Below are 17,530 nucleotides of genomic sequence, written 5' to 3' on the forward strand. Positions count from 1 at the left end.
CTCTGCGCGCTTGTATCAGCAACACCAAAACGGGCTCTCTGGAGCCCGTTTTGTTTTGTGCGCGGATTTCGCGCTACGAGGAGTCAGTGCAGCCGTTCAAGCCAACGACGCAGCGCGGCGCTCACATCCTTGGGCTGTTCAATCGGGCTCAGATGACCGGCGTCACGAATCACCACCAGTTCTGAATCGGCAATGGCGTCGGCCATTTCGCGATGGAGTTCGACTGAACTCAGTTGATCGTCTGCGCCGCACAGGATCATCGTCGGGCAGGAGATGTCGGCAAGACTGGCACGACTGTCGGGCCGGCCGATGATCGCGTTCTGTTGGCGGACGAAGGCATCGGCGCCCTGGTTGGCGGCCATGTCCGCAAACAGCATCACGAGTCGGGTGTCGCCGATGTGGGCCGGTGCGAACATGCCCGGCGCCAGCGCGTCGATGACCTGCGCAAAATCCGCCTGCGCGAGTGCCATCTGTGACGCCGCCGCGCCGTCGCCTCCGGCGTGTCGGCGTGCGCGTTGGTGTCGCACAGGGCCAGACCGATCACCCGCTCGGGCGCGCGCCGCATGATTTCCATCGCGACATAGCCGCCCATCGACAGACCCACGAGCGCGAAGCGCGCCGGTGCATGCGCCAGGACTTCCTCCGCCAGCTCGCCGATGGAGTCGCGCGTCGAGATGTCGGCGATTTGCGTGTCGACGATGTCGCTCAAGTCGGAGGCCTGCCGTTCCCACAGGCGTTCATCGTTGACGAGCCCGGGCAGCATGACGAGCTGGATGCGTTCGGTCTGCGTGTGCATTGCGTTCTCCTCTGTCTTGAGTGGGCCTTTACCGAGGCTGCGCGCGCGATCATGCCTTGCGTCGCGCCTCTTGTCCGATCCCGCTTTGCCGCGAGGGTTCCCGCTCAGCGACCTTGAAGACGGAAGGGGAAGGCAGGCTCCGGAACGCGGCGATTCACGATATCCGTCAGCGCACGTGCCGAGCCGCATGCCAGCGTCCAACCGAGCGAGCCGTGTCCCGTGTTGTAGAACAGGTTTTCAAGCTTGCCCTGGCCGATGATCGGGACGTTGCCCGGCGTATTCGGGCGTAGCCCTGCCCAGAACACACTGCGCGAAGCATCGGCGCAATCCGGAATGTTCTCTTCCACCCACTGCATGAGCAGCGCGCATCGTTCGTCGTCCAGCGCCGTGTCATAACCCTGCAGGTCAGCCATGCCGGCGATGCGCAGCCGGTCGCCAAGGCGGCTGCAGACGATGCGATGCGATTCGTCGGTCAGGCTGACGGTCGGCGCCCTTCGCGCATCGACGATCGGCAGGGTGGCGGAATATCCCTTGACCGGATAGATCGGCAGCCGCTCGCCCAACTGTGCGGCCAAGCGCTTGCTGTAAACGCCGGCTGCAATGACGAACGCATCGCCGGCGATCGCGCCGCGGCGTCCGGCGTCGTCCTTGACGTGAATCGATGAGATTCTGCCGCGTGAGACCTCGATGCGGTCGACGCGATTGCCGAAGACAAACTCCACGCCGGCATGTCGTGCCATGTCGCCCAAGGCTTGGCAGAACAGAAATGCATCTCCGCTCTCATCGTCGGTGCCCTGCATCGCGCCGACGAGACGCGGTGCGAGGTGCGACAACGCCGGCTCTTCAGCGACACAGGCTGCGGGGTCAAGCATGCGCGCGCCAATTCCCAACTGCTGGAGCACGGAGAACTGCTGCTGGCCGTGTGCCAGATCGGCTTTACTGAAATACAGGTGCAGGATGCCACGTTCGAGGTGATCGTAACGGATGCCCGTCTCGGTACGCAGTTGCCTGAGCGCGGCGCCGCTGTATGCCGCCAGCTCGGCAATGGCACGAGTATTGCGACGCGTGCGCTGCGGCAGGCATTGGGCGAGGAATTCGAGTCCCCAGCGCCATCGCTCCGCTTCGGCCGGAAACCGGAAACGCAAGGGGGCGTCGCTGCGGCCGAGCCAGCGCAGCAGCAGACGGGGTACGCCTGGATTGGCCCACGGCTCGGGGTGACTGATGGAAATCTGTGCGCCGTTGGCGTAGCTGGCTTCGAGTGCGGCAGCCTGACGGCGTTCGACGACGGTCACGGTGTGGCCTGCCTGACGCAGGTACCACGCGGCGGTGACTCCAGCGAGTCCTGCGCCGACAATCACGATATGCATAAATTGGACGTTTCTTGTAACGACGCGCCGGAGTATTCCTACGGCGCCATTGGAGAGTGATCCCATTGGCGCGCCTGCGCAACCCCGAAAGCCATGCTCGGCGCAAGATGCGTCACGGCTGTCGCCAAAACGCCAGCGGCGCAACGTGGAGCGCTATGGGATCGTTACGCGGTGCGCTCCAAAGACCCTGAGGTACATCCTGAGTCCGTCGCGGCTTGTTTCGCGCGATAATCCGGCCCCACAAAACCTAGAAAATCCCCCTGACAACAGCCCAAACAGCAGAGGAAACACCGATATGAGCCGTATAACGCTCACGCAGTTCCTGATCGAACAGCAACGAGAACAAAAGCACATTCCCGCCGACCTGCGCCTGCTCATCGAAGTGGTGGCGCGGGCGGTCAAGACCATCAGCGTATATGTCGGCAAGGGTGCCGTGGCGGGCCTGCTCGGCAATGCCGGCACCGACAACGTGCAGGGCGAGGCGCAGAAAAAGCTCGATGTGGCCGCCAATGAATTGCTGTTGCAGGCCAACGAATGGGGCGGCCACCTCGCCGCCATGGCCTCCGAAGAAATGGAAATGCCGCACCCGATTCCTCACGGTTATCCGAAGGGCGGCTATCTGCTCGTATTCGACCCGCTCGACGGGTCGTCCAACATCGACGTCAATATCTCCGTCGGCACCATTTTCTCGGTGCTGCGCCGTCCCGAAGGTGTCACCGAGACCGACGAATCGGCCTTTCTCCAGCCTGGCTCCGAACAAGTCGCCGCGGGTTATGCCATCTACGGTCCGTCGACCATGCTGGTGCTGACGGTGGGCACGGGCACGCATGGCTTTACGCTCGATCGCGAGTTCGGCGCGTGGGTGCTGACGCACTCCAATATCACGATTCCCGCCGATACCAAGGAATTCGCCATCAACGCCTCGCGCGCCCGTTTCTGGGAGCCGCCCGTCAAGCGCTATATCGATGAGCTGCTGGCAGGCAATGACGGCCCGCGCGGGCAGGACTTCAACATGCGCTGGGTGGCATCGATGGTGGCGGACGTGCACCGTATCCTGGCGCGCGGCGGCATCTTCATGTATCCGCTCGACGAAAAGAACCGTCCCAATGGCGGTCACCTGCGCCTGCTGTATGAAGCCAACCCGATGGCATTCATCGTCGAGCAGGCCGGCGGCGCGGCCACGACCGGGCGCGAACCCGTGCTCTCCATCAAGCCCAACAAGCTGCATCAGCGCGTGCCGGTCATTCTTGGCTCCAAGCACGAGGTCGAACGCGTGGCGCGTTACCACCGCGAATCCTGACGCAGGATGATGGGGCGGGCGCGCTAACAGGTACGATGCGGGGGATGTCCGCCACCTTGCGCGCGCGCGCTGTCCTTTTCGTCATAGTGTTATCTGGCCTGCTGGCGGCGCCGCTTGCGCACGCCCGGGATCTTTACATCCTCGACGCGCCGGACGACGTGCGCCCCCTGCTCGAAAGATTCCTCCCCGAGTCCACCGTTGAGGAGGACGGGGGCGATGACACCGGGCGGCTGGGGCTGGCGCGGCGCCTGCGCCGGATGATTCCCGAACTGCTTGCTACCGAAGGCTATTTCTCGCCCACGGTCGACATCGACTTTCGCGCCACGCCGATGACCGTCAAGGTGATTCCGGGCAAGCGGACCGAAGTGCAGCAAGTGTCGATCGAGTTCCGCGGTGCGATCACCGGCGCCGAATTCGAAGCCCGACGCCAGCAATTGCGCACGGCGTGGTCCCTGCCGGTGGGGCGTCCGTTCCGGCAGCAGGACTGGAACAACGCCAAGAACCAACTCCAGGAGGGCACGGCCGCCACCGACTTTGCGGCTGCCCGCATTGCCGAAAGCCTCGCCGACATCGATCCCGAAACCAGCGAGGCACACCTCTCGATAGTCATCGACAGCGGCCCGGCCTTCACGCTGGGCGCGCTGGAGATCGAAGGGCTTTCCGACTACACCCCCGAGCTGATCGAGCGCTTCAACAGGATTCGCGTCGGCGATCCGTACACCCTGAACGCTCTGTTGTCCCTGCAATCCGCCTTGCAGAGCACGCCGTATTTTTCGGCCGTCGAAGTCGACATCGATACGACCACCGGCGAACACGAGCGAGTGCCCGTGCGCGTCCGCCTGTCTGAGGCCAAACCGCGGCGTGCCGGCTTCGGCGTTGGCTACAGTTCCAATACGGGCTATCGCGCCGAAGTCACTTACCGCGATTCCAATATCTTCAACCGCGCCTGGCAATTGTCGTCAGGCGTGCGGATCGAGCAAAAGGAACAGCAAGCCTTCGCCGACGTGTTTTTCCCGCCGGAGCCGGACGGGCATCGCAACAGCGTCGGCGGGTTGATCGATCGTTCCCACATCGAAGGGCTGCGCATCGACAAGAAATCGGTTGGCGTCGCGCGTACGCATCCGCGCGGCAACATCGAGACGCGGATCGGCCTGTCGATGCAGAGTGAAACGGTGCACCCGGACGGCGGCGAGGAGAGCCACACCCAGGCGCTGGCGCTGAACTGGTCGTGGACGCAGCGTGCGGTCGACAACCTGCTCAACCCGACGAGCGGCTACGTTCTCAACGTGCAGTTCGGTGGAGCCTCCAAGGCGGTGCTGTCGGACGCCAACTTCGTGCGCAGCTACGGGCGCCTCGTGACCTACTGGCCGATCTTGAAGACCGACGTGCTGCAGGTGCGTGGCGAAGTGGGTTACACCGCCGCCAAGAACCGGCAGGACGTGCCGGAAGACTTCCTGTTCCGCACCGGCGGCGCGCAAACCGTGCGTGGCTACAGCTACCTCAGTCTTGGCGTGAAGGATGCCGACGCCACGGTCGGCGGTCGCTACATGGCGGTGGGCTCGGTCGAGTACACCCACTGGATGAAGGGCAACCTCGGCATTGCCGCATTCGTCGACGCCGGCAATGCGGCCGACGAACTCAAGGGTTTCGACTTCAAGCTCGGCATTGGCACTGGCGTGCGCTGGAGGAGTCCGGCCGGTCCGCTGGCGGTCGACCTGGCGTACGGCTACGACGACCGGCGCCTCCGCCTGCATCTGTCGATCGCCATCGCTTTCTGACGCGAGCGAGCTCGCCGGATCGCGCATCCCTCCACAAATCCGCCTATCATTCCCGCCGTATCGTGTCCGTCGGGGCCGACACACATGGGCACAAACCATCCGGCGCCGATTGGCTACTCTGCGCCACTGACCGGGAGCTTCGTCACATGAACATGCAGACAGCGATTTTCGCCGGCGGCTGCTTCTGGTGCCTGGAGGCGGTCTACGAAGAAGTCGACGGCGTCCAGGCCGTTTCGTCGGGCTACACCGATGGCGACCTGCCCGATCCGGACTACGAGACCGTGTGCACCGGCACGAGCGGCCACGCCGAGGCGGTGCGGATCACCTTCGATGGCGACGTAGTGAGCTATCGTGAGTTGCTCGAGATCTTCTTCGTGATCCATGATCCGACGCAGCTCAACCGGCAAGGCAATGACGTTGGCACGCAGTACCGTTCGGCCATCTACTGGACTGACGAAGCCCAGCGAACCGAAGCCGAGCGGATCGTGGCGGAGCTCACCGAGCGCCGTGCCTACGACCGCCCCATCGTGACGATCATCGCGCCGGCCAGCGCGTTCTACGAAGCCGAGGCGTATCACCGCGAGTATTTCCGCCGCCATCCGGAGCAGGCATATTGCACTTACGTCGTGGCGCCCAAGCTGGAAAAATTCCGCAAGACCTTCGCGCGGCTGAGAAAGCAAGAATCCAACTGATTACTCAAGAAGATGTCATCGTCGTCTGAACACATCGACCATGGGCGCCGCTTCGGCGGCGTCGTCCGGCTGTACGGCCAAGAAGCGGCCGATCGCTTTGCCGCTGCGCGTGTGTGCGTGGTGGGAATCGGCGGCGTCGGTTCCTGGGCCGCCGAAGCGTTGGCACGTAGCGCGGTCGGCCACATGACGCTGATCGATCTGGACATGATTGCCGAGTCCAACACCAACCGGCAGATACACGCGCTCGGCAATGCCTATGGCATGGCCAAGGTCGACGCCATGCGTGACCGCATCCTGGCGATCAATCCGCGTTGCACCGTGACGGCGGTCGAGGATTTCGTCTCGCCGGACAATCTCGAGGCGCTTCTGTCCGGGCACGACATGGTGCTCGACGCCATCGACAACGTCGGCGTGAAGGTTGCCATGGCGGCATGGTGTCGCGATCGCAATGTGCCGCTCGTCATGTGTGGCGGCGCAGGCGGCAAGGCGGACCCGACCCGTCTGACCGTGGCCGACCTGTCGAGCACCGAGCAGGATCCACTGCTTGCCAAGGTCCGCTCGCGGCTGCGCAAGGAGCATGGTTTTCCCAAGCCCGGCAAGGGGCGTTCGGCCCGCTTCGGCATTGAAGCGGTCTATTCCAGCGAGCCGCTGCAGCAGCCCGACGCGTGCATTACCGATTCGGCGCCCCAGGGATTGTCGTGCGCGGGCTACGGCTCGGCCGTCACGGTGACGGCGGTGGCGGGCTTCATGGCGGCCTCGCGCGTGCTGGCCCGGATTGCCGCCCAGGTCGGCAAAGAGCGCGAACATGTCCCGGCCTGAAGCCGCATACATCCTCTTCGGTCATGGGGCGCGCGACGCCGCGTGGGCGCGTCCGCTCGAACGGCTGGCGATCGCGGTGCGCACACAGGACCCCCATGCCGATGTGCGCATCGCGTTCCTCGAATTCATGTCGCCGACGCTGACCGAGGCGGTCGAAGAGGCCATTGCCGCTGGCGCCAGGCACGTCGTGATCGTTCCGGTATTCCTTGCCCAGGGCGGCCACGTTCGACGCGACGTGCCGGTGATGCTCGATGCGCTGCGTGCCCGCCATGACAGCGTCACCATCGAGTTGCGCGAGGCGCTCGGCGAAGCCGGGGCCGTTATCGATGCCATGGCCGGCGTCATCCTGCACCCATGATCGTGCGCCGCGTCGGTGCCGTGCTATTGCTGGTGCTGGCCGTGTCGGCAATTGCGTTGCCATGGCCGCCACTGGTATTGCAGACCATCACCTTTGCGATGGCGTTGCTGGCCGCCGGGCTGCTGTGGCGCGAGGCGACAGTGTCATCACCGGCCCGTGCGGCCTTTCTCCAGCGCTTGTTCGAATCCTTGCCGACGCCGGTGTCCGTCAAGAACGAAGATCTTCAGTTCGTCGAGGTCAATGAGAGCTTTGTCCGCGTCTCCCGTGGCAAACGCGAAGTGCTGGTGGGCAGCAGTGCGAGCGAACTCGTGGGCGACCGCGACGGCGAGCGCGCTGAAGTGCTGGATCGTCTCGTGCTCGAGACCGGGCAGCCGCAGGTCGCCAATGAGTGGCTCGCCAGCGTAGACGGCACTCGCCATTACTATCGCGTCACCAAGACACGCATCGAAGGGCCGGAAGGGGCGCCGGCCGTCGTTACCGCCTACGAAGACCTGACTCTGCTGCATGAAGAGCAAGAGCGTCAATCCGCCTTGCGCGCCTTCCTGCAGCGCGTCTTCGACATGGTTCCGAATCCGCTCTACATCAAGGACCGGCAGCATCGCTACGTCATGACCAACCGGGCACATGTCGAAACGCTTGGGGTTGTGAGCAGCGGCGAGGTGATCGGCAAGCGCGTCGGTGAATTCGCGCCCGCCATGACGCACTCCGTCGAAGCCGCCGAGGACAATCTGTTCAGCCAGCAAGTGCATGGCATCCACGAAGAAGAGCAGGTGCATGTCGATGTCGACGGGCGCCGATCGCATTCGCTGGTGCGCAAGGCGCTGACCACCGGCCCCGATGGCGCGCCGGTAGTGATCGGCATCAACACCGACATTACCGAGTTGCGCGAGACCGAGCGCGACTTGCGCCGCACGCTGCACCGATTCTCGATGCTCATGCAGAACGCGCCGTTGGGCATCGCGTTACTCGACGTGCGGGGCCGATTTCTTACCGCCAATCCTTACTTGCTCGGACTTGGGGGCTACACGCAGGACGAATTGTTGGACCTGTCGTACCGCGACCTGCTGTTCGATGCATCGAGCGAGCGCGAACAGGCCAAGATGCTCGAACTCTTCCGTCAGGGCTATTGCGAGCCTTTCCCGTGCATGGGGCGACGGCGCGACGGTTCGCACGTCCCGCTCATGCTTGGCGCGGCGCTCGTCACGGGACCGGAGATGCAGCCGCAGATCTGGGGGCTCGTGCAGGACGTGTCGGCCCAGCGCGCGGCCGATGCCGAGTTGCGACGACACCGCGACCATCTGCGCGAGCTCGTGCGCGAACAGACGGCCGACCTGATGGGCGCGAAGGAAGCCGCCGAGCGAGCGTCCGAAGCCAAGTCCACTTTCCTTGCCAACATGTCGCACGAATTGCGCACGCCCATGCATGCGGTTCTGAGTTTCGCGCTGTTGGGCGAGCAGCGCGCAGAGACGATCCCGGCCGCCCGGCTGCGCGACTATTTCTCGCGTATTCGCAGCAGCGGCGAGCGGCTCATGGTCCTGCTCAACGATCTGCTCGATCTCTCCAAGCTGGAGTCGGGCACGATGCCGATCAGCCGCGAGCCTGTCGATCTGCGGGAGGTCGTTGGAGAAGTGCTCCGCGAGTTCGAAGCCTTGCTGATCGCCAACTCGCTCAAACTCACGTTTGCAGCGGCGCCCGACGTACCGCTCGTACTGGCCGATCGGTTGCGCATCGCGCAGGTCATCCGCAATCTGCTGGCCAACGCGATCAAGTTCTCGCTGCAGGAACGGCGCATCGCTGTGACCTTGCATGCGCAGGACAATGTCGTCGAATGCGTGGTCGCCGACGAGGGCGTAGGCATTGCGCCGGGCGACCTGGATACGATCTTCGACAAATTCGTCCAGGGCAGCCGCACGCGCACCGGCGCCGGTGGCACGGGCCTGGGGCTGGCGATCAGCCGTGAGATCGTCGCTGCGCACGGCGGCGAAATATTCGCCCGCCATGGACAAGTCTGCGGAGCCGAATTCGTGGTGCGCCTGCCCAGGCTCGACGCTGGCAGGGGCCCGGCCAACCTGGAGCGAGCCGCATGACCAAAGCGTCGATTCTGGTTGTAGATGACGAACCGCTGAATCTCGAAATCATCGCCGAGTTCCTGTCCGACGGCGGACATCGGCTGCAAAGCGAAGGCGATGGCGAGGCCGCGTGGGCACAGCTCGATGCCGCGCCCGAGCGTTTCGACCTGATCATCCTCGATCGCATGATGCCGGGGCTCGACGGGCTGGCGCTGCTGCGGCGGATCAAGGCCGATCCGCGCCTGCGCGGGCTGCCAGTCATCATGCAGACGGCGGCGGGCAGCAACAGCGACGTGCGCGAAGGCCTGGAAGCCGGCGCCTATTACTACCTCGTCAAACCGTTCGCGCCGACCACGCTGCTCGCGATTGTCGGCTCGGCCCTGATCGAACGGGCTCGTTGGAAGGAGCTCACGCAACTCTCCGCGTTGCGCGCCGCGGCGGTCGGAATGATGGGGCGCGCCAGTTTCGCCATCGGCACACCCGAAGAGGCGCTGGCCCTGGCGGCCCTGCTGGCTTCGGCGGCGGACGACCCGGAAAGCGTTGCGCTGGGCTTGTCGGAGCTGATGGTCAATGGCATCGAGCACGGCAATCTGGGCATCGATCTGGCGGGCAAGGCGGCGTTGGTCGAGGCCGACACGTGGGCGACAGAGATCGAGCGCCGCCAGGCGTTGCCCGAGAACGTTGGCAAACGTGTGTGGCTCGACGTGGTGCGCGAAGGGGAAGACTGGCGCGTGCGCATCACCGACGAGGGGGCCGGCTTCGTGTGGGGGCCGTTCCTCGAACTCGATCCCGCCCGGGCCTTTGCGCCCAATGGGCGCGGGATTGCGCTCGCCCGCCGGCTGGCATTCAATGATCTGCGCTATATCGAGCCCGGGAACAGCGTCGAAGTGCGGTATCGCGCCCGGCCAAAATAACGATTCTTTACGGTCCGTCGCGGCGGCAACGCGGGCGCGATCGTTACACTAGGGACTCTTGCGCAGACTGCGCCGACGACAGGTTTTGTGAAAGTAGCCCGCCCTTCTTTTCGTGTACTGGTGGTTGACGATAATCCCGGCAACCGCGCGCTGCTGCGTGCTTACCTGACGCGCCTGGGGTTCGAGGCGCTGATGGCGGAGAATGGCCACCAGGCGATCCGCATTTTCAAGGATGCCGCGCCCGATATCGTGCTCATGGACGTGATGATGCCGTTCATGGATGGATATTCGGCCATCGAGCGCATCCGCGAACTGCCCTCCCGCCGTTGGACGCCCATTGTCATTGTGTCGGCGATGGGGGCCGAATCCGATCTTGTGCAGGGGCTCGAAGCCGGCGCCGACGACTATCTCACCAAGCCGCTGTCATACAAGGTCTTCGCGGCCAAGATGCGTACGCTTTCGCGCATGCTCGGTTTCCAGCGTGCACGCGAAGACGCCGCTGCCCGTGAGCGCGTGGTGTCCGATGCCGTGGGCGACGGCATCATCACCTTCAACGTCGAGGGGCGCATTGTCGACTGCAACGTCGCGGCGTCTCATTTGTTTGGCGTGGAGCGCGCAGCGGCTGTCGATGCTTCGATCGCCGCCTTCATCGTCGAACGCGAGCGGACGTGTTTCATGGAACGGTTCCTGGCCTGCGTTGAAGGACAGGGGCATGCTGATTTCATCGGCGGCATGCGCGAGATGACAGCGCAGTCGCTCGACGGCCGCCAATTCCCCATCGAGCTACGCATCAGCGAACTCGATGTGGAAGAGGGGCGACTCTTCATCGCCGTGGTGCGCGACATTACTGAGCGTCGTCGCATCGAGCGCGAACTGGCCACGCACGCCCAGCGCCTGCAGGAATACCACGACGAAGCAGAGGACGAAGCCGAACTCGCCAAGGATCTCATCGATCGCCTGTTGCGCCACAAGCACGTAGCCGCGCCCGGTGTCGAATGGGTGCTCATGCCGGCCCAGCGCTTTTCGGGCGACATGGTGCTGACCGGACGTTCACCGTCGGGGCGACTCTACGGCTTGCTCGCCGATGCCACCGGGCATGGGCTGGCAGCCGCGGTGAGTGGCCTGTCGCTGGCCAACCACTTCTACCGTGCGGTCGAAGCCGACCTGTCGCTGCATGATGCAGTCATGTCGATCAACGAGGCCTTGCGCGCGTTGCTGCCGAGCGATCGCTTCGTGTCGGTCGGTCTTGTGCGCCTCGATGTTGCGCAACGCTACGGCGAAGTGTGGGTCGGCGGGGTTCCCGACATACTCCTGCTCGACGGTCACGGCAAACTGCGCCGCCGTTTTGCGTCGGCCCATCTGCCGCTCGGCGTGACCGGGTTCGAGCCCGACGACTGCCGCCCGGCCACCTTCGAATGGCAGTCGGGCGAACGCTTGTTGCTGTGTTCGGATGGCGTCATCGAAGCCACCAATGCGGCGGGCGAGATGTTCGGCGCTCGGGGCGTCGATGCCGCGCTCGCTCAAGGGGGCGATCCGCTGTCCATGCTCCGGCGTGGCCTCGACGATCATCTCCAGGGGACCGCTGCGCACGACGACGTGTCCGCCCTCTCTCTGCTCCTGTCCTGACGCGGACGGCAGTCAGTCCGCCTTGCCCAGGCTCCACGGAAACAGCCTGCGATGCAGCCAGCCGATCAGCGCGAACAGCGCCAGGCTGCAACTCACCAGCAGAGCCAGCGCTGCGAATGCCACCGGCACCTTGAACGACGACGTCGAAAACAGGATCAGGTAGCCCAAGCCCTTTTCCGCCGCCACGAATTCCGCCACCACCGCGCCGATCACCGCCAGCGTGATGGCGACCTTCAGCGCGCTGAAGATGTATGGGATCGCATAGGGCATGCGGATCTGCCAGTACTCGCGGCTACGGCCGGCGCGCAACGAGCGCGACAGCTCGATCAGTTCCGCCGGCACCGAAGCAAGCCCCGTGGCGGTGGAGATGACCAACGGAAAGAAGGCGATCAACGTCGTGATGACCACGCGCGGCAGCATGCCTGCGCCGAGCGTCACGACGATGATCGGCGCAATGGCGACGATCGGCGTCGACTGGATCACGATCAGCCACGGCAACAAGGTGCGCGACAGAAAGCGCGACCCGGTGATGGCGATTGCCAGCGGCAAGGCCAACAGAATCGCTACGACGTAGCCGGTCAACGCGACGCTAAGCGTGGCGAGCGTATGTTCCGCCCAGCGCGAGGCACCCAGTTCGCCCACCGATATGGCGACGGCACTGGGCGCGGGGAGAACGAAGACAGGAATGCGGAACAGCCGGCAGGCCGCCTCCCACACCGCCAGTACCAGCACGAATGCCAGCACCGGCGCGAATCGGTCGAGCAGGTTTCTCATGGCGTTCACTCCGGCTTGCGCGAGAAGACCTTCACGCGGATTTCGTTGGCGAGTTCATGGAACACAGGGTCGGACAGCGTCTGCAGGTTGCGCGGGCGGGCCAGCGGCACGTCGATGATCTCGGCCACACGCCCGGGGCGCGCGCTCATTACCACGATGCGATCGGACAGCAGCAGCGCCTCCTGGATCGAGTGGGTCACGAAGACCACCGTCTTGGGGCGCTCGCTCCAGATTCTCAGCAGTTCGAAGCTCATTTCGTCGCGCGTCAGCGCATCGAGCGCGGAGAACGGTTCGTCCATCAGCAGAATGTCTGGGTCATGCAACAGCGATCGCGCGATGGCCACGCGCTGCTGCATGCCGCCGGACAGTTCGTTCGGGCGCTTGGCGGCGAAATCGCGCAGTCCGATCATTGCCAGCAGCTCTCGCGCGCGCTCCTTGTCGCGATCGTCCACGCGGCCGTACTTGTGCTTCATCGGAAAGGTGATGTTGTCGAGCACAGACAGCCACGGTAGCAAGGTCGGCTTCTGAAACACTACGCCGATCTCGTCACGGGGCTCGGTGACAGGCAGATCGTAGATCGACACGGTGCCCGCGCTCGGCCGGAGCAGCCCGGCGATCAACCGCAGGATGGTGGATTTTCCGCAGCCCGAAGGGCCGATGACGGCGACGAATTCGTGCCTGTTGAGCGACAGATTGACGTTGTCCAGTGCGGTGACGGGGCTGCCGTCGCTGGAGACGAAAGTCTGCGTGACACCGTCCAGCTCGATGACGTATCCCATGACAGTCGGGTCTTTCTCTGGGCGCCAGAGCGCCGGGGTTGGTGCCATCACGCGCGGTGCCGGCACTTCTCGTTGTGAGGCGCCGCCCGCGCGGCGCCTGGAGCATTGCGCGACTATTTGGGCAGGAAGCTGCGATCGACGATTTTCTCGGGGTCGATCTTGTTCGGCGCGTAGTCCATCGACTTGGCCACCCAGGTCCAGGTCGCGGCCAGCAGCTTTGGTTCGAATATGCCGACGCCATCGCGTTTGGAGATGTCGTTCTGGATCAGCGGAATCGATGCACGCAGTTCGGCTTCCAGCGTGGCGACGTCGGCTTCGGGCACCATCGCCTTGAGGTCCGCCGCGGCCTTGGCCGGATTGGCCAACGCGAAGTCGACCGACTTCCTGAATGCGCGCATGAAGCGGCGCAGCACTTCAGGGCGCTCCTTGATCATTTTGTCGGAGGCGAACATCGAATAGCCGTAACCGTCCAGGCCGAAGTTCGACCACGGCACCACCGCCAGTTGCTTGCCGGCCTGGCCCAGCACTTTGTCGAAGGCCGGGGCGACGGTCACCCAGTTGATGGTTGCGTCGACCTTGCCCTGCGCCAGCATCGGCGCCAGCGCGCTCGGGTCGACCTTGAGCAGCTTCACCTTCGACGGATCGATGCCATTGGCTTCAAGCACGACCGGCCACAGCGCGTTCGATGATGAGAACGTCGGCGTCGCGACCGTCTTGCCGGCGATCGATTTGATGCTGTCGATGCCGCTGCCCTTGGCGGTGAAAAGCGCATCGGGCTGCTTGGAATAGAGCGACATGATCGCCTTGACCGGTGCGTTGCTCTCTGCGGCGGCCATCATCAGCGCGGCCAGTCCGCCACCGCCCACGTCGGCGTTGCCCGTGGCGACCTTGGTGATGGCGTCGGACGAACCGCGCCCCGGGAGGATCTGCACTTCCAGTCCTTCCGCGGCGAAGTAGCCTTCCTTGACGCCGACGTACGAGAACGCCTTGTCGCCGCCGGGCAGCCAGTCGAGCTGCATGACGACCTTGTCGGCGGCGTGCGCCGCGCTCATGCCGAATGCGAGCAGCGCAGCGGCGATCAGTTTTTTGCTGTGATTCATGATGGACTCCTGTCGGGATGAGTGATGTCGGGATCGGTGCTGCGTTGCTCAGGCATCTGCGGTCGTGCTGGTGGCGAGCATTTCCTCCAGCGCAGCATGAAGACGTACGGCCAGTTCCTGCGGCCGGGCCAGTTGCGGAACGTGTCCACAATCCATCTCGATGACCGTGGCGCCCGGCGAGAGCGCCAGCATCTTCTGCTGCAGAGGCGGGACCACCGAGCGATCCTGCAGCGCTTGCACGTAGAGACGCGGCACGCGGCCGTAGCGCTGCGTCGTGAGTCGGGGCGCCATCTTTCGGCCACTCTCCGGTTGCGGACGCAATAGCGACACGGCCCGCGCAGCGGCGTCTGGTTCGCAGTCCGGGACAAAGATCTGGCGCGCCGCCACGGCGGGGGCAGTGGTGAAGCGGCCGTCGTCGGACCACTCCAGAAACGGCGCGATGCCATCCAGATCGGCCAGCGGATCGTCCTGCTGGCACAGGTCGATAAGCTTGCCGAAGGACATGCCCGAGGGCAGCATCATGCCCGCCAGATATACGAGTGCGGCGACGCGATCGGGGGCCACTTCCGCGAGCTGAGACGCGGTGATGCCACCTCCGCTGTGACCCACCACGACCGCGGGGCCGTCGAAGCGCGCCAGCGCATGCAAGGCAGCGGCAACGTATTCCTCCAACGACGCGGAATCGTGAGCATGTGGTCCCCAGCCATTGCCCGGCAGATCGACGGCAGTGATATTCCAGCCGCGGCGCGCCATCTCCGGCCGCCAGGCATCGAATGACCATGCGCCCTGCCAGGCACCGTGAATGAGCAGCATGTTGCGTGTCATGACGATGTCCTCACGCGTAGGTGCGGCGATAGCACTCGGCCAGGTGCTGTTCGACGGTGATGGGCGGATGCAATGGAAGCTCACCGGGCGCGAGGCAGGTCGGCAGGCATTCGACGACGTGGTCCGGATTGCCGGTCAGGAAGAACGGGATCGAATGCCGCTCGCGGCCCGACACGTTGATGACCCGGTGCAGGGTCGAGCGATAGCGCCCGTTGGTCCAGCGGGCGATGAGGTCGCCGATGTTGACCACGTAGGTGCCGGGCACGGGGGGCGCGTCGATCCAGCCGCTAGAGGCCGCGTCCCACACTTGCAGGCCGCCCGAGTCGTCCTGCATGAGCAGCGTGAGGCTGCCGAAATCGGTGTGCGCACCGCAGCCTTTTTCGCCCGGCGATGGGTTGGGTGGCTGCGGCGGGTAGTGCAGCAGGCGCAGCGTGGCCATGGCATCCGCGAGGAACGGACGGAAATGGTGTTCGGGCAGATCTAGCGATAGGGCGAGCCCGCGCATCAGGACTTCGCCGAGCGCGAACACTTCGGTGAAGTACGCCTCCATCGTGGAGCGGAAACCGGGCAAGCCTTCGGGCCACATGTTGGGGCCGTGATTGAACTTGCCGGCGCGCACGCGAGGATCGTCTTCGGTCAAATCCTGCCCGATGTAGAAACCCTCTTTCAGGTCGGGCGGGGCGTCACGCTCCAGCGTTTGTGCGCGCAGCGGCTCATAGCCGCGATTGCATCGCGACAGCGCCTTGTTGAGCGCCAGTTTGTCGTCCATTGGTTGGTCGAAGAAGCGCTCCGCTTCGTCAAATGCGCGATCAATCAGCTCGGGTGCAATGCCGTGGTTGCGGATGTAGAAGAAGCCGCGCGTCTCGCAGGCGTCCCGCAACTGGCGACCCACTGCATGGCGAGCCGCCGCGTCTCCGTCGCGCAGCGCCGCGACGTCGATGAGGGGCAGCGTGGGCGCCGGCCGGACGGCGGTCGATTCTTTGTGCATGCTGGGGCTCCGTGTGTTCTCTTGTTGGAGCCCAGTCTATGAAGCGGCCGGATTGGCGAGGTAGCGCCGTTTTTTGCCTGGGGTGATGCCGAAACGGCATCAGGCGAACGCTGGCGCACAAGTGTTATGCGGGAATCGATATGAACGGACCCGCCGGTATACGGCCAGCGCGATATGCGACGGGCGCGGCGACCAGGCCACGGCACGGTCCTGCCGCGTCGGCACGACGGACTGCGAGCGCAGCGCCGATCGCCGCGGCTGGCGCTCGATCGCGTGGCGATATCCAGCCGGCGAATATCCGCTATGCGCCGGATGGGGTCGCCACCGAGCTTTGGCCGGGGGCGTGTGGCGGTTCGATCGGCGCGCGATCGATGAGGCTGCGCGAATCCAGTTCCTCGGTGAGCAGGCGGATGAACGCATCCAGCGCGGGGGGCAGGGCGCGTCCCGCACGCACGTAGATGCCCAGGTCGCAGATAACCGGCTCCGGCGCACGCAGCGGAACGAAGGCAAGGCGTCCTTCGCGCAGATCGCGCTCAAGGCCCACGCGCGTCTGGAAAGCGACGCCGATGCCGCGCGCTGCAATGCTCTTGGCGAGCTCGAGCGACGAGGTCTCGGTCAGGATGGTGAGCGGCTTCTTGTGATGCGCGACGATGGGGCGCAGCGCAGCGTGGATCGATAGTTCCGGACTTGCCATGATCAGCGGATAGCGTGCGCATTCCGCGAAGCTCACCGTGTCGAGCGAGGCCAGCGGGTGGTCGGGGCGCACGACAGCGCCCATCTGGAAGCGGGCCAGGGCGAATTGATGCAGGGCGGCGTCGCGTTCGATCGAAAAACTGATGGCGACATCCGCATCGGCCTGTGCCACGGCCTGCGCGGCCTGCTGGGACCCGGCGGTGCGCACGCTGATCCGCACCTGTGGATGACGCGTGAGCATGCGCTCCAGCACAGCGGGCAGCACGTCGGCGTTCACGCCTTCGATCGACACCACCGACAATTCGCCGCGACGGATGCCGCGCAGGGCGTCGAGCTCGTGCTGCAGGCGCTGTTCTTCCTGCAGCACCGAGATCACGTGGCGAGAGAAGACCTCGCCAGCAGGGGTCAGCTTGAGGCCGTCGGCCATGCGCTCGAAGAGCGGAAAGCCGATTTCGTCCTCCAGTTGCAGCAACTGCCGGTTGAGCGCCGACGAGGCAACGTGCAACTGCCGTGCTGCACCGCGGATGGACCCGCAACGCCGGATCGTGTCGAAATACTTCAGGGCGCGTGCGTGGATGTGCACGATTGTGTCTCTCCGTGAATTCGCCGGCCTTTCGGCGGCGCGGCGCCGGTACCGCAGGCGGGCCGGTTA

The 17,530-nt window shown here is 64.8% G+C and carries 17 protein-coding genes; 8 read left to right on the top strand and 9 right to left on the bottom strand.

All coding sequences use genetic code 11. From position 1 onward, the window contains the following. Positions 1 to 83: 83 nt before the first annotated feature. The 3 genes from ACDA63_RS05585 to ACDA63_RS05595 form a co-directional block, all read right to left on the bottom strand. Positions 84 to 416, bottom strand: coding sequence for an alpha/beta fold hydrolase (locus ACDA63_RS05585; protein WP_373662217.1), 333 nt, complete (start codon positions 414 to 416; stop codon positions 84 to 86). Then, entirely contained in the window at positions 377 to 796 is a 420-nt protein-coding gene (locus tag ACDA63_RS05590; protein ID WP_373662218.1) for an alpha/beta fold hydrolase, read from the bottom strand. The genes ACDA63_RS05585 and ACDA63_RS05590 overlap by 40 nt, the downstream gene beginning before the upstream one ends. Positions 797 to 900: 104 nt before the next feature. Continuing rightward, entirely contained in the window at positions 901 to 2,163 is a 1,263-nt protein-coding gene (locus ACDA63_RS05595) for a D-amino acid dehydrogenase (protein ID WP_373662219.1), read from the bottom strand. A gap of 295 nt (positions 2,164 to 2,458) precedes the next feature. On the opposite strand from ACDA63_RS05595, the gene ACDA63_RS05600 reads away from it, so the two are divergent. From ACDA63_RS05600 to ACDA63_RS05635, 8 genes are all read left to right on the top strand, one after another. Next, entirely contained in the window at positions 2,459 to 3,463 is a 1,005-nt protein-coding gene (locus tag ACDA63_RS05600) for a class 1 fructose-bisphosphatase (protein ID WP_373662220.1), read from the top strand. Between the two features lie 44 nt (positions 3,464 to 3,507). Beyond that, the gene (locus tag ACDA63_RS05605; RefSeq protein ID WP_373662221.1) at positions 3,508 to 5,241 is read left to right on the top strand and encodes an autotransporter assembly complex family protein; all 1,734 of its coding nucleotides are present in this window, start codon (positions 3,508 to 3,510) and stop codon (positions 5,239 to 5,241) included. 146 nt (positions 5,242 to 5,387) lie between these two features. Further along, a complete protein-coding gene (gene msrA / locus ACDA63_RS05610) occupies positions 5,388 to 5,933 on the top strand; it encodes a peptide-methionine (S)-S-oxide reductase MsrA (RefSeq protein ID WP_373662223.1) in 546 nt (181 codons plus the stop codon). A gap of 12 nt (positions 5,934 to 5,945) precedes the next feature. Further along, positions 5,946 to 6,752 carry a ThiF family adenylyltransferase gene (locus ACDA63_RS05615; RefSeq protein ID WP_373662224.1) on the top strand — a complete coding sequence of 269 codons (807 nt, stop codon included), beginning with the start codon at positions 5,946 to 5,948 and terminating at the stop codon, positions 6,750 to 6,752. After that, the gene (locus ACDA63_RS05620; protein WP_373662225.1) at positions 6,739 to 7,110 is read left to right on the top strand and encodes a sirohydrochlorin chelatase; all 372 of its coding nucleotides are present in this window, start codon (positions 6,739 to 6,741) and stop codon (positions 7,108 to 7,110) included. Before ACDA63_RS05615 ends, ACDA63_RS05620 begins: the two co-directional genes overlap by 14 nt. After that, positions 7,107 to 9,197, top strand: coding sequence for a PAS domain S-box protein (locus ACDA63_RS05625; RefSeq protein ID WP_373662226.1), 2,091 nt, complete (start codon positions 7,107 to 7,109; stop codon positions 9,195 to 9,197). The genes ACDA63_RS05620 and ACDA63_RS05625 overlap by 4 nt, the downstream gene beginning before the upstream one ends. After that, entirely contained in the window at positions 9,194 to 10,093 is a 900-nt protein-coding gene (locus ACDA63_RS05630; protein WP_373662227.1) for a response regulator, read from the top strand. Before ACDA63_RS05625 ends, ACDA63_RS05630 begins: the two co-directional genes overlap by 4 nt. Before the next feature lie 120 nt (positions 10,094 to 10,213). After that, positions 10,214 to 11,719: a SpoIIE family protein phosphatase gene (locus ACDA63_RS05635; RefSeq protein WP_373662229.1), complete on the top strand. Its 1,506-nt coding sequence runs from the start codon at positions 10,214 to 10,216 to the stop codon at positions 11,717 to 11,719. A gap of 12 nt (positions 11,720 to 11,731) precedes the next feature. Here the strand turns inward: ACDA63_RS05635 and ACDA63_RS05640 are convergent, their stop codons facing one another. The 6 genes from ACDA63_RS05640 to ACDA63_RS05665 form a co-directional block, all read right to left on the bottom strand. Beyond that, entirely contained in the window at positions 11,732 to 12,493 is a 762-nt protein-coding gene (locus ACDA63_RS05640) for an ABC transporter permease (protein ID WP_373662230.1), read from the bottom strand. A 5-nt stretch (positions 12,494 to 12,498) separates the two neighbouring features. Continuing rightward, complete coding sequence (locus ACDA63_RS05645) at positions 12,499 to 13,272, bottom strand: ABC transporter ATP-binding protein (protein ID WP_373662231.1); 774 nt, start codon at positions 13,270 to 13,272, stop codon at positions 12,499 to 12,501. A gap of 113 nt (positions 13,273 to 13,385) precedes the next feature. Next, complete coding sequence (locus ACDA63_RS05650) at positions 13,386 to 14,372, bottom strand: ABC transporter substrate-binding protein (protein WP_373662232.1); 987 nt, start codon at positions 14,370 to 14,372, stop codon at positions 13,386 to 13,388. A gap of 48 nt (positions 14,373 to 14,420) precedes the next feature. Next, complete coding sequence (locus tag ACDA63_RS05655) at positions 14,421 to 15,197, bottom strand: alpha/beta fold hydrolase (protein WP_373662233.1); 777 nt, start codon at positions 15,195 to 15,197, stop codon at positions 14,421 to 14,423. Positions 15,198 to 15,207: 10 nt separating this feature from the next. After that, positions 15,208 to 16,185: an isopenicillin N synthase family dioxygenase gene (locus ACDA63_RS05660; protein ID WP_373662234.1), complete on the bottom strand. Its 978-nt coding sequence runs from the start codon at positions 16,183 to 16,185 to the stop codon at positions 15,208 to 15,210. Positions 16,186 to 16,486: 301 nt separating this feature from the next. Beyond that, complete coding sequence (locus ACDA63_RS05665) at positions 16,487 to 17,461, bottom strand: LysR family transcriptional regulator (protein WP_373662235.1); 975 nt, start codon at positions 17,459 to 17,461, stop codon at positions 16,487 to 16,489. Positions 17,462 to 17,530 lie beyond the last annotated feature (69 nt).

Source organism: Uliginosibacterium sp. sgz301328 (genome assembly GCF_041807905.1).
Classification (GTDB): domain Bacteria; phylum Pseudomonadota; class Gammaproteobacteria; order Burkholderiales; family Rhodocyclaceae; genus JBGVSA01.

Bases quoted from the DNA above. Each gene is read 5' to 3' on its own strand.
- ACDA63_RS05650 (WP_373662232.1), bottom strand. From the start codon at position 14,372: ATGAATCACAGCAAAAAACTGATCGCCGCTGCGCTGCTCGCATTCGGC.
- msrA (WP_373662223.1), top strand. From the start codon at position 5,388: ATGAACATGCAGACAGCGATTTTCGCCGGCGGCTGCTTCTGGTGCCTG.
- ACDA63_RS05600 (WP_373662220.1), top strand. From the start codon at position 2,459: ATGAGCCGTATAACGCTCACGCAGTTCCTGATCGAACAGCAACGAGAA.
- ACDA63_RS05620 (WP_373662225.1), top strand. From the start codon at position 6,739: ATGTCCCGGCCTGAAGCCGCATACATCCTCTTCGGTCATGGGGCGCGC.
- ACDA63_RS05655 (WP_373662233.1), bottom strand. From the start codon at position 15,197: ATGACACGCAACATGCTGCTCATTCACGGTGCCTGGCAGGGCGCATGG.
- ACDA63_RS05625 (WP_373662226.1), top strand. From the start codon at position 7,107: ATGATCGTGCGCCGCGTCGGTGCCGTGCTATTGCTGGTGCTGGCCGTG.
- ACDA63_RS05605 (WP_373662221.1), top strand. From the start codon at position 3,508: ATGTCCGCCACCTTGCGCGCGCGCGCTGTCCTTTTCGTCATAGTGTTA.
- ACDA63_RS05585 (WP_373662217.1), bottom strand. From the start codon at position 416: ATGTTCGCACCGGCCCACATCGGCGACACCCGACTCGTGATGCTGTTT.
- ACDA63_RS05645 (WP_373662231.1), bottom strand. From the start codon at position 13,272: ATGGGATACGTCATCGAGCTGGACGGTGTCACGCAGACTTTCGTCTCC.
- ACDA63_RS05615 (WP_373662224.1), top strand. From the start codon at position 5,946: ATGTCATCGTCGTCTGAACACATCGACCATGGGCGCCGCTTCGGCGGC.
- ACDA63_RS05630 (WP_373662227.1), top strand. From the start codon at position 9,194: ATGACCAAAGCGTCGATTCTGGTTGTAGATGACGAACCGCTGAATCTC.
- ACDA63_RS05595 (WP_373662219.1), bottom strand. From the start codon at position 2,163: ATGCATATCGTGATTGTCGGCGCAGGACTCGCTGGAGTCACCGCCGCG.
- ACDA63_RS05590 (WP_373662218.1), bottom strand. From the start codon at position 796: ATGCACACGCAGACCGAACGCATCCAGCTCGTCATGCTGCCCGGGCTC.
- ACDA63_RS05660 (WP_373662234.1), bottom strand. From the start codon at position 16,185: ATGCACAAAGAATCGACCGCCGTCCGGCCGGCGCCCACGCTGCCCCTC.
- ACDA63_RS05640 (WP_373662230.1), bottom strand. From the start codon at position 12,493: ATGAGAAACCTGCTCGACCGATTCGCGCCGGTGCTGGCATTCGTGCTG.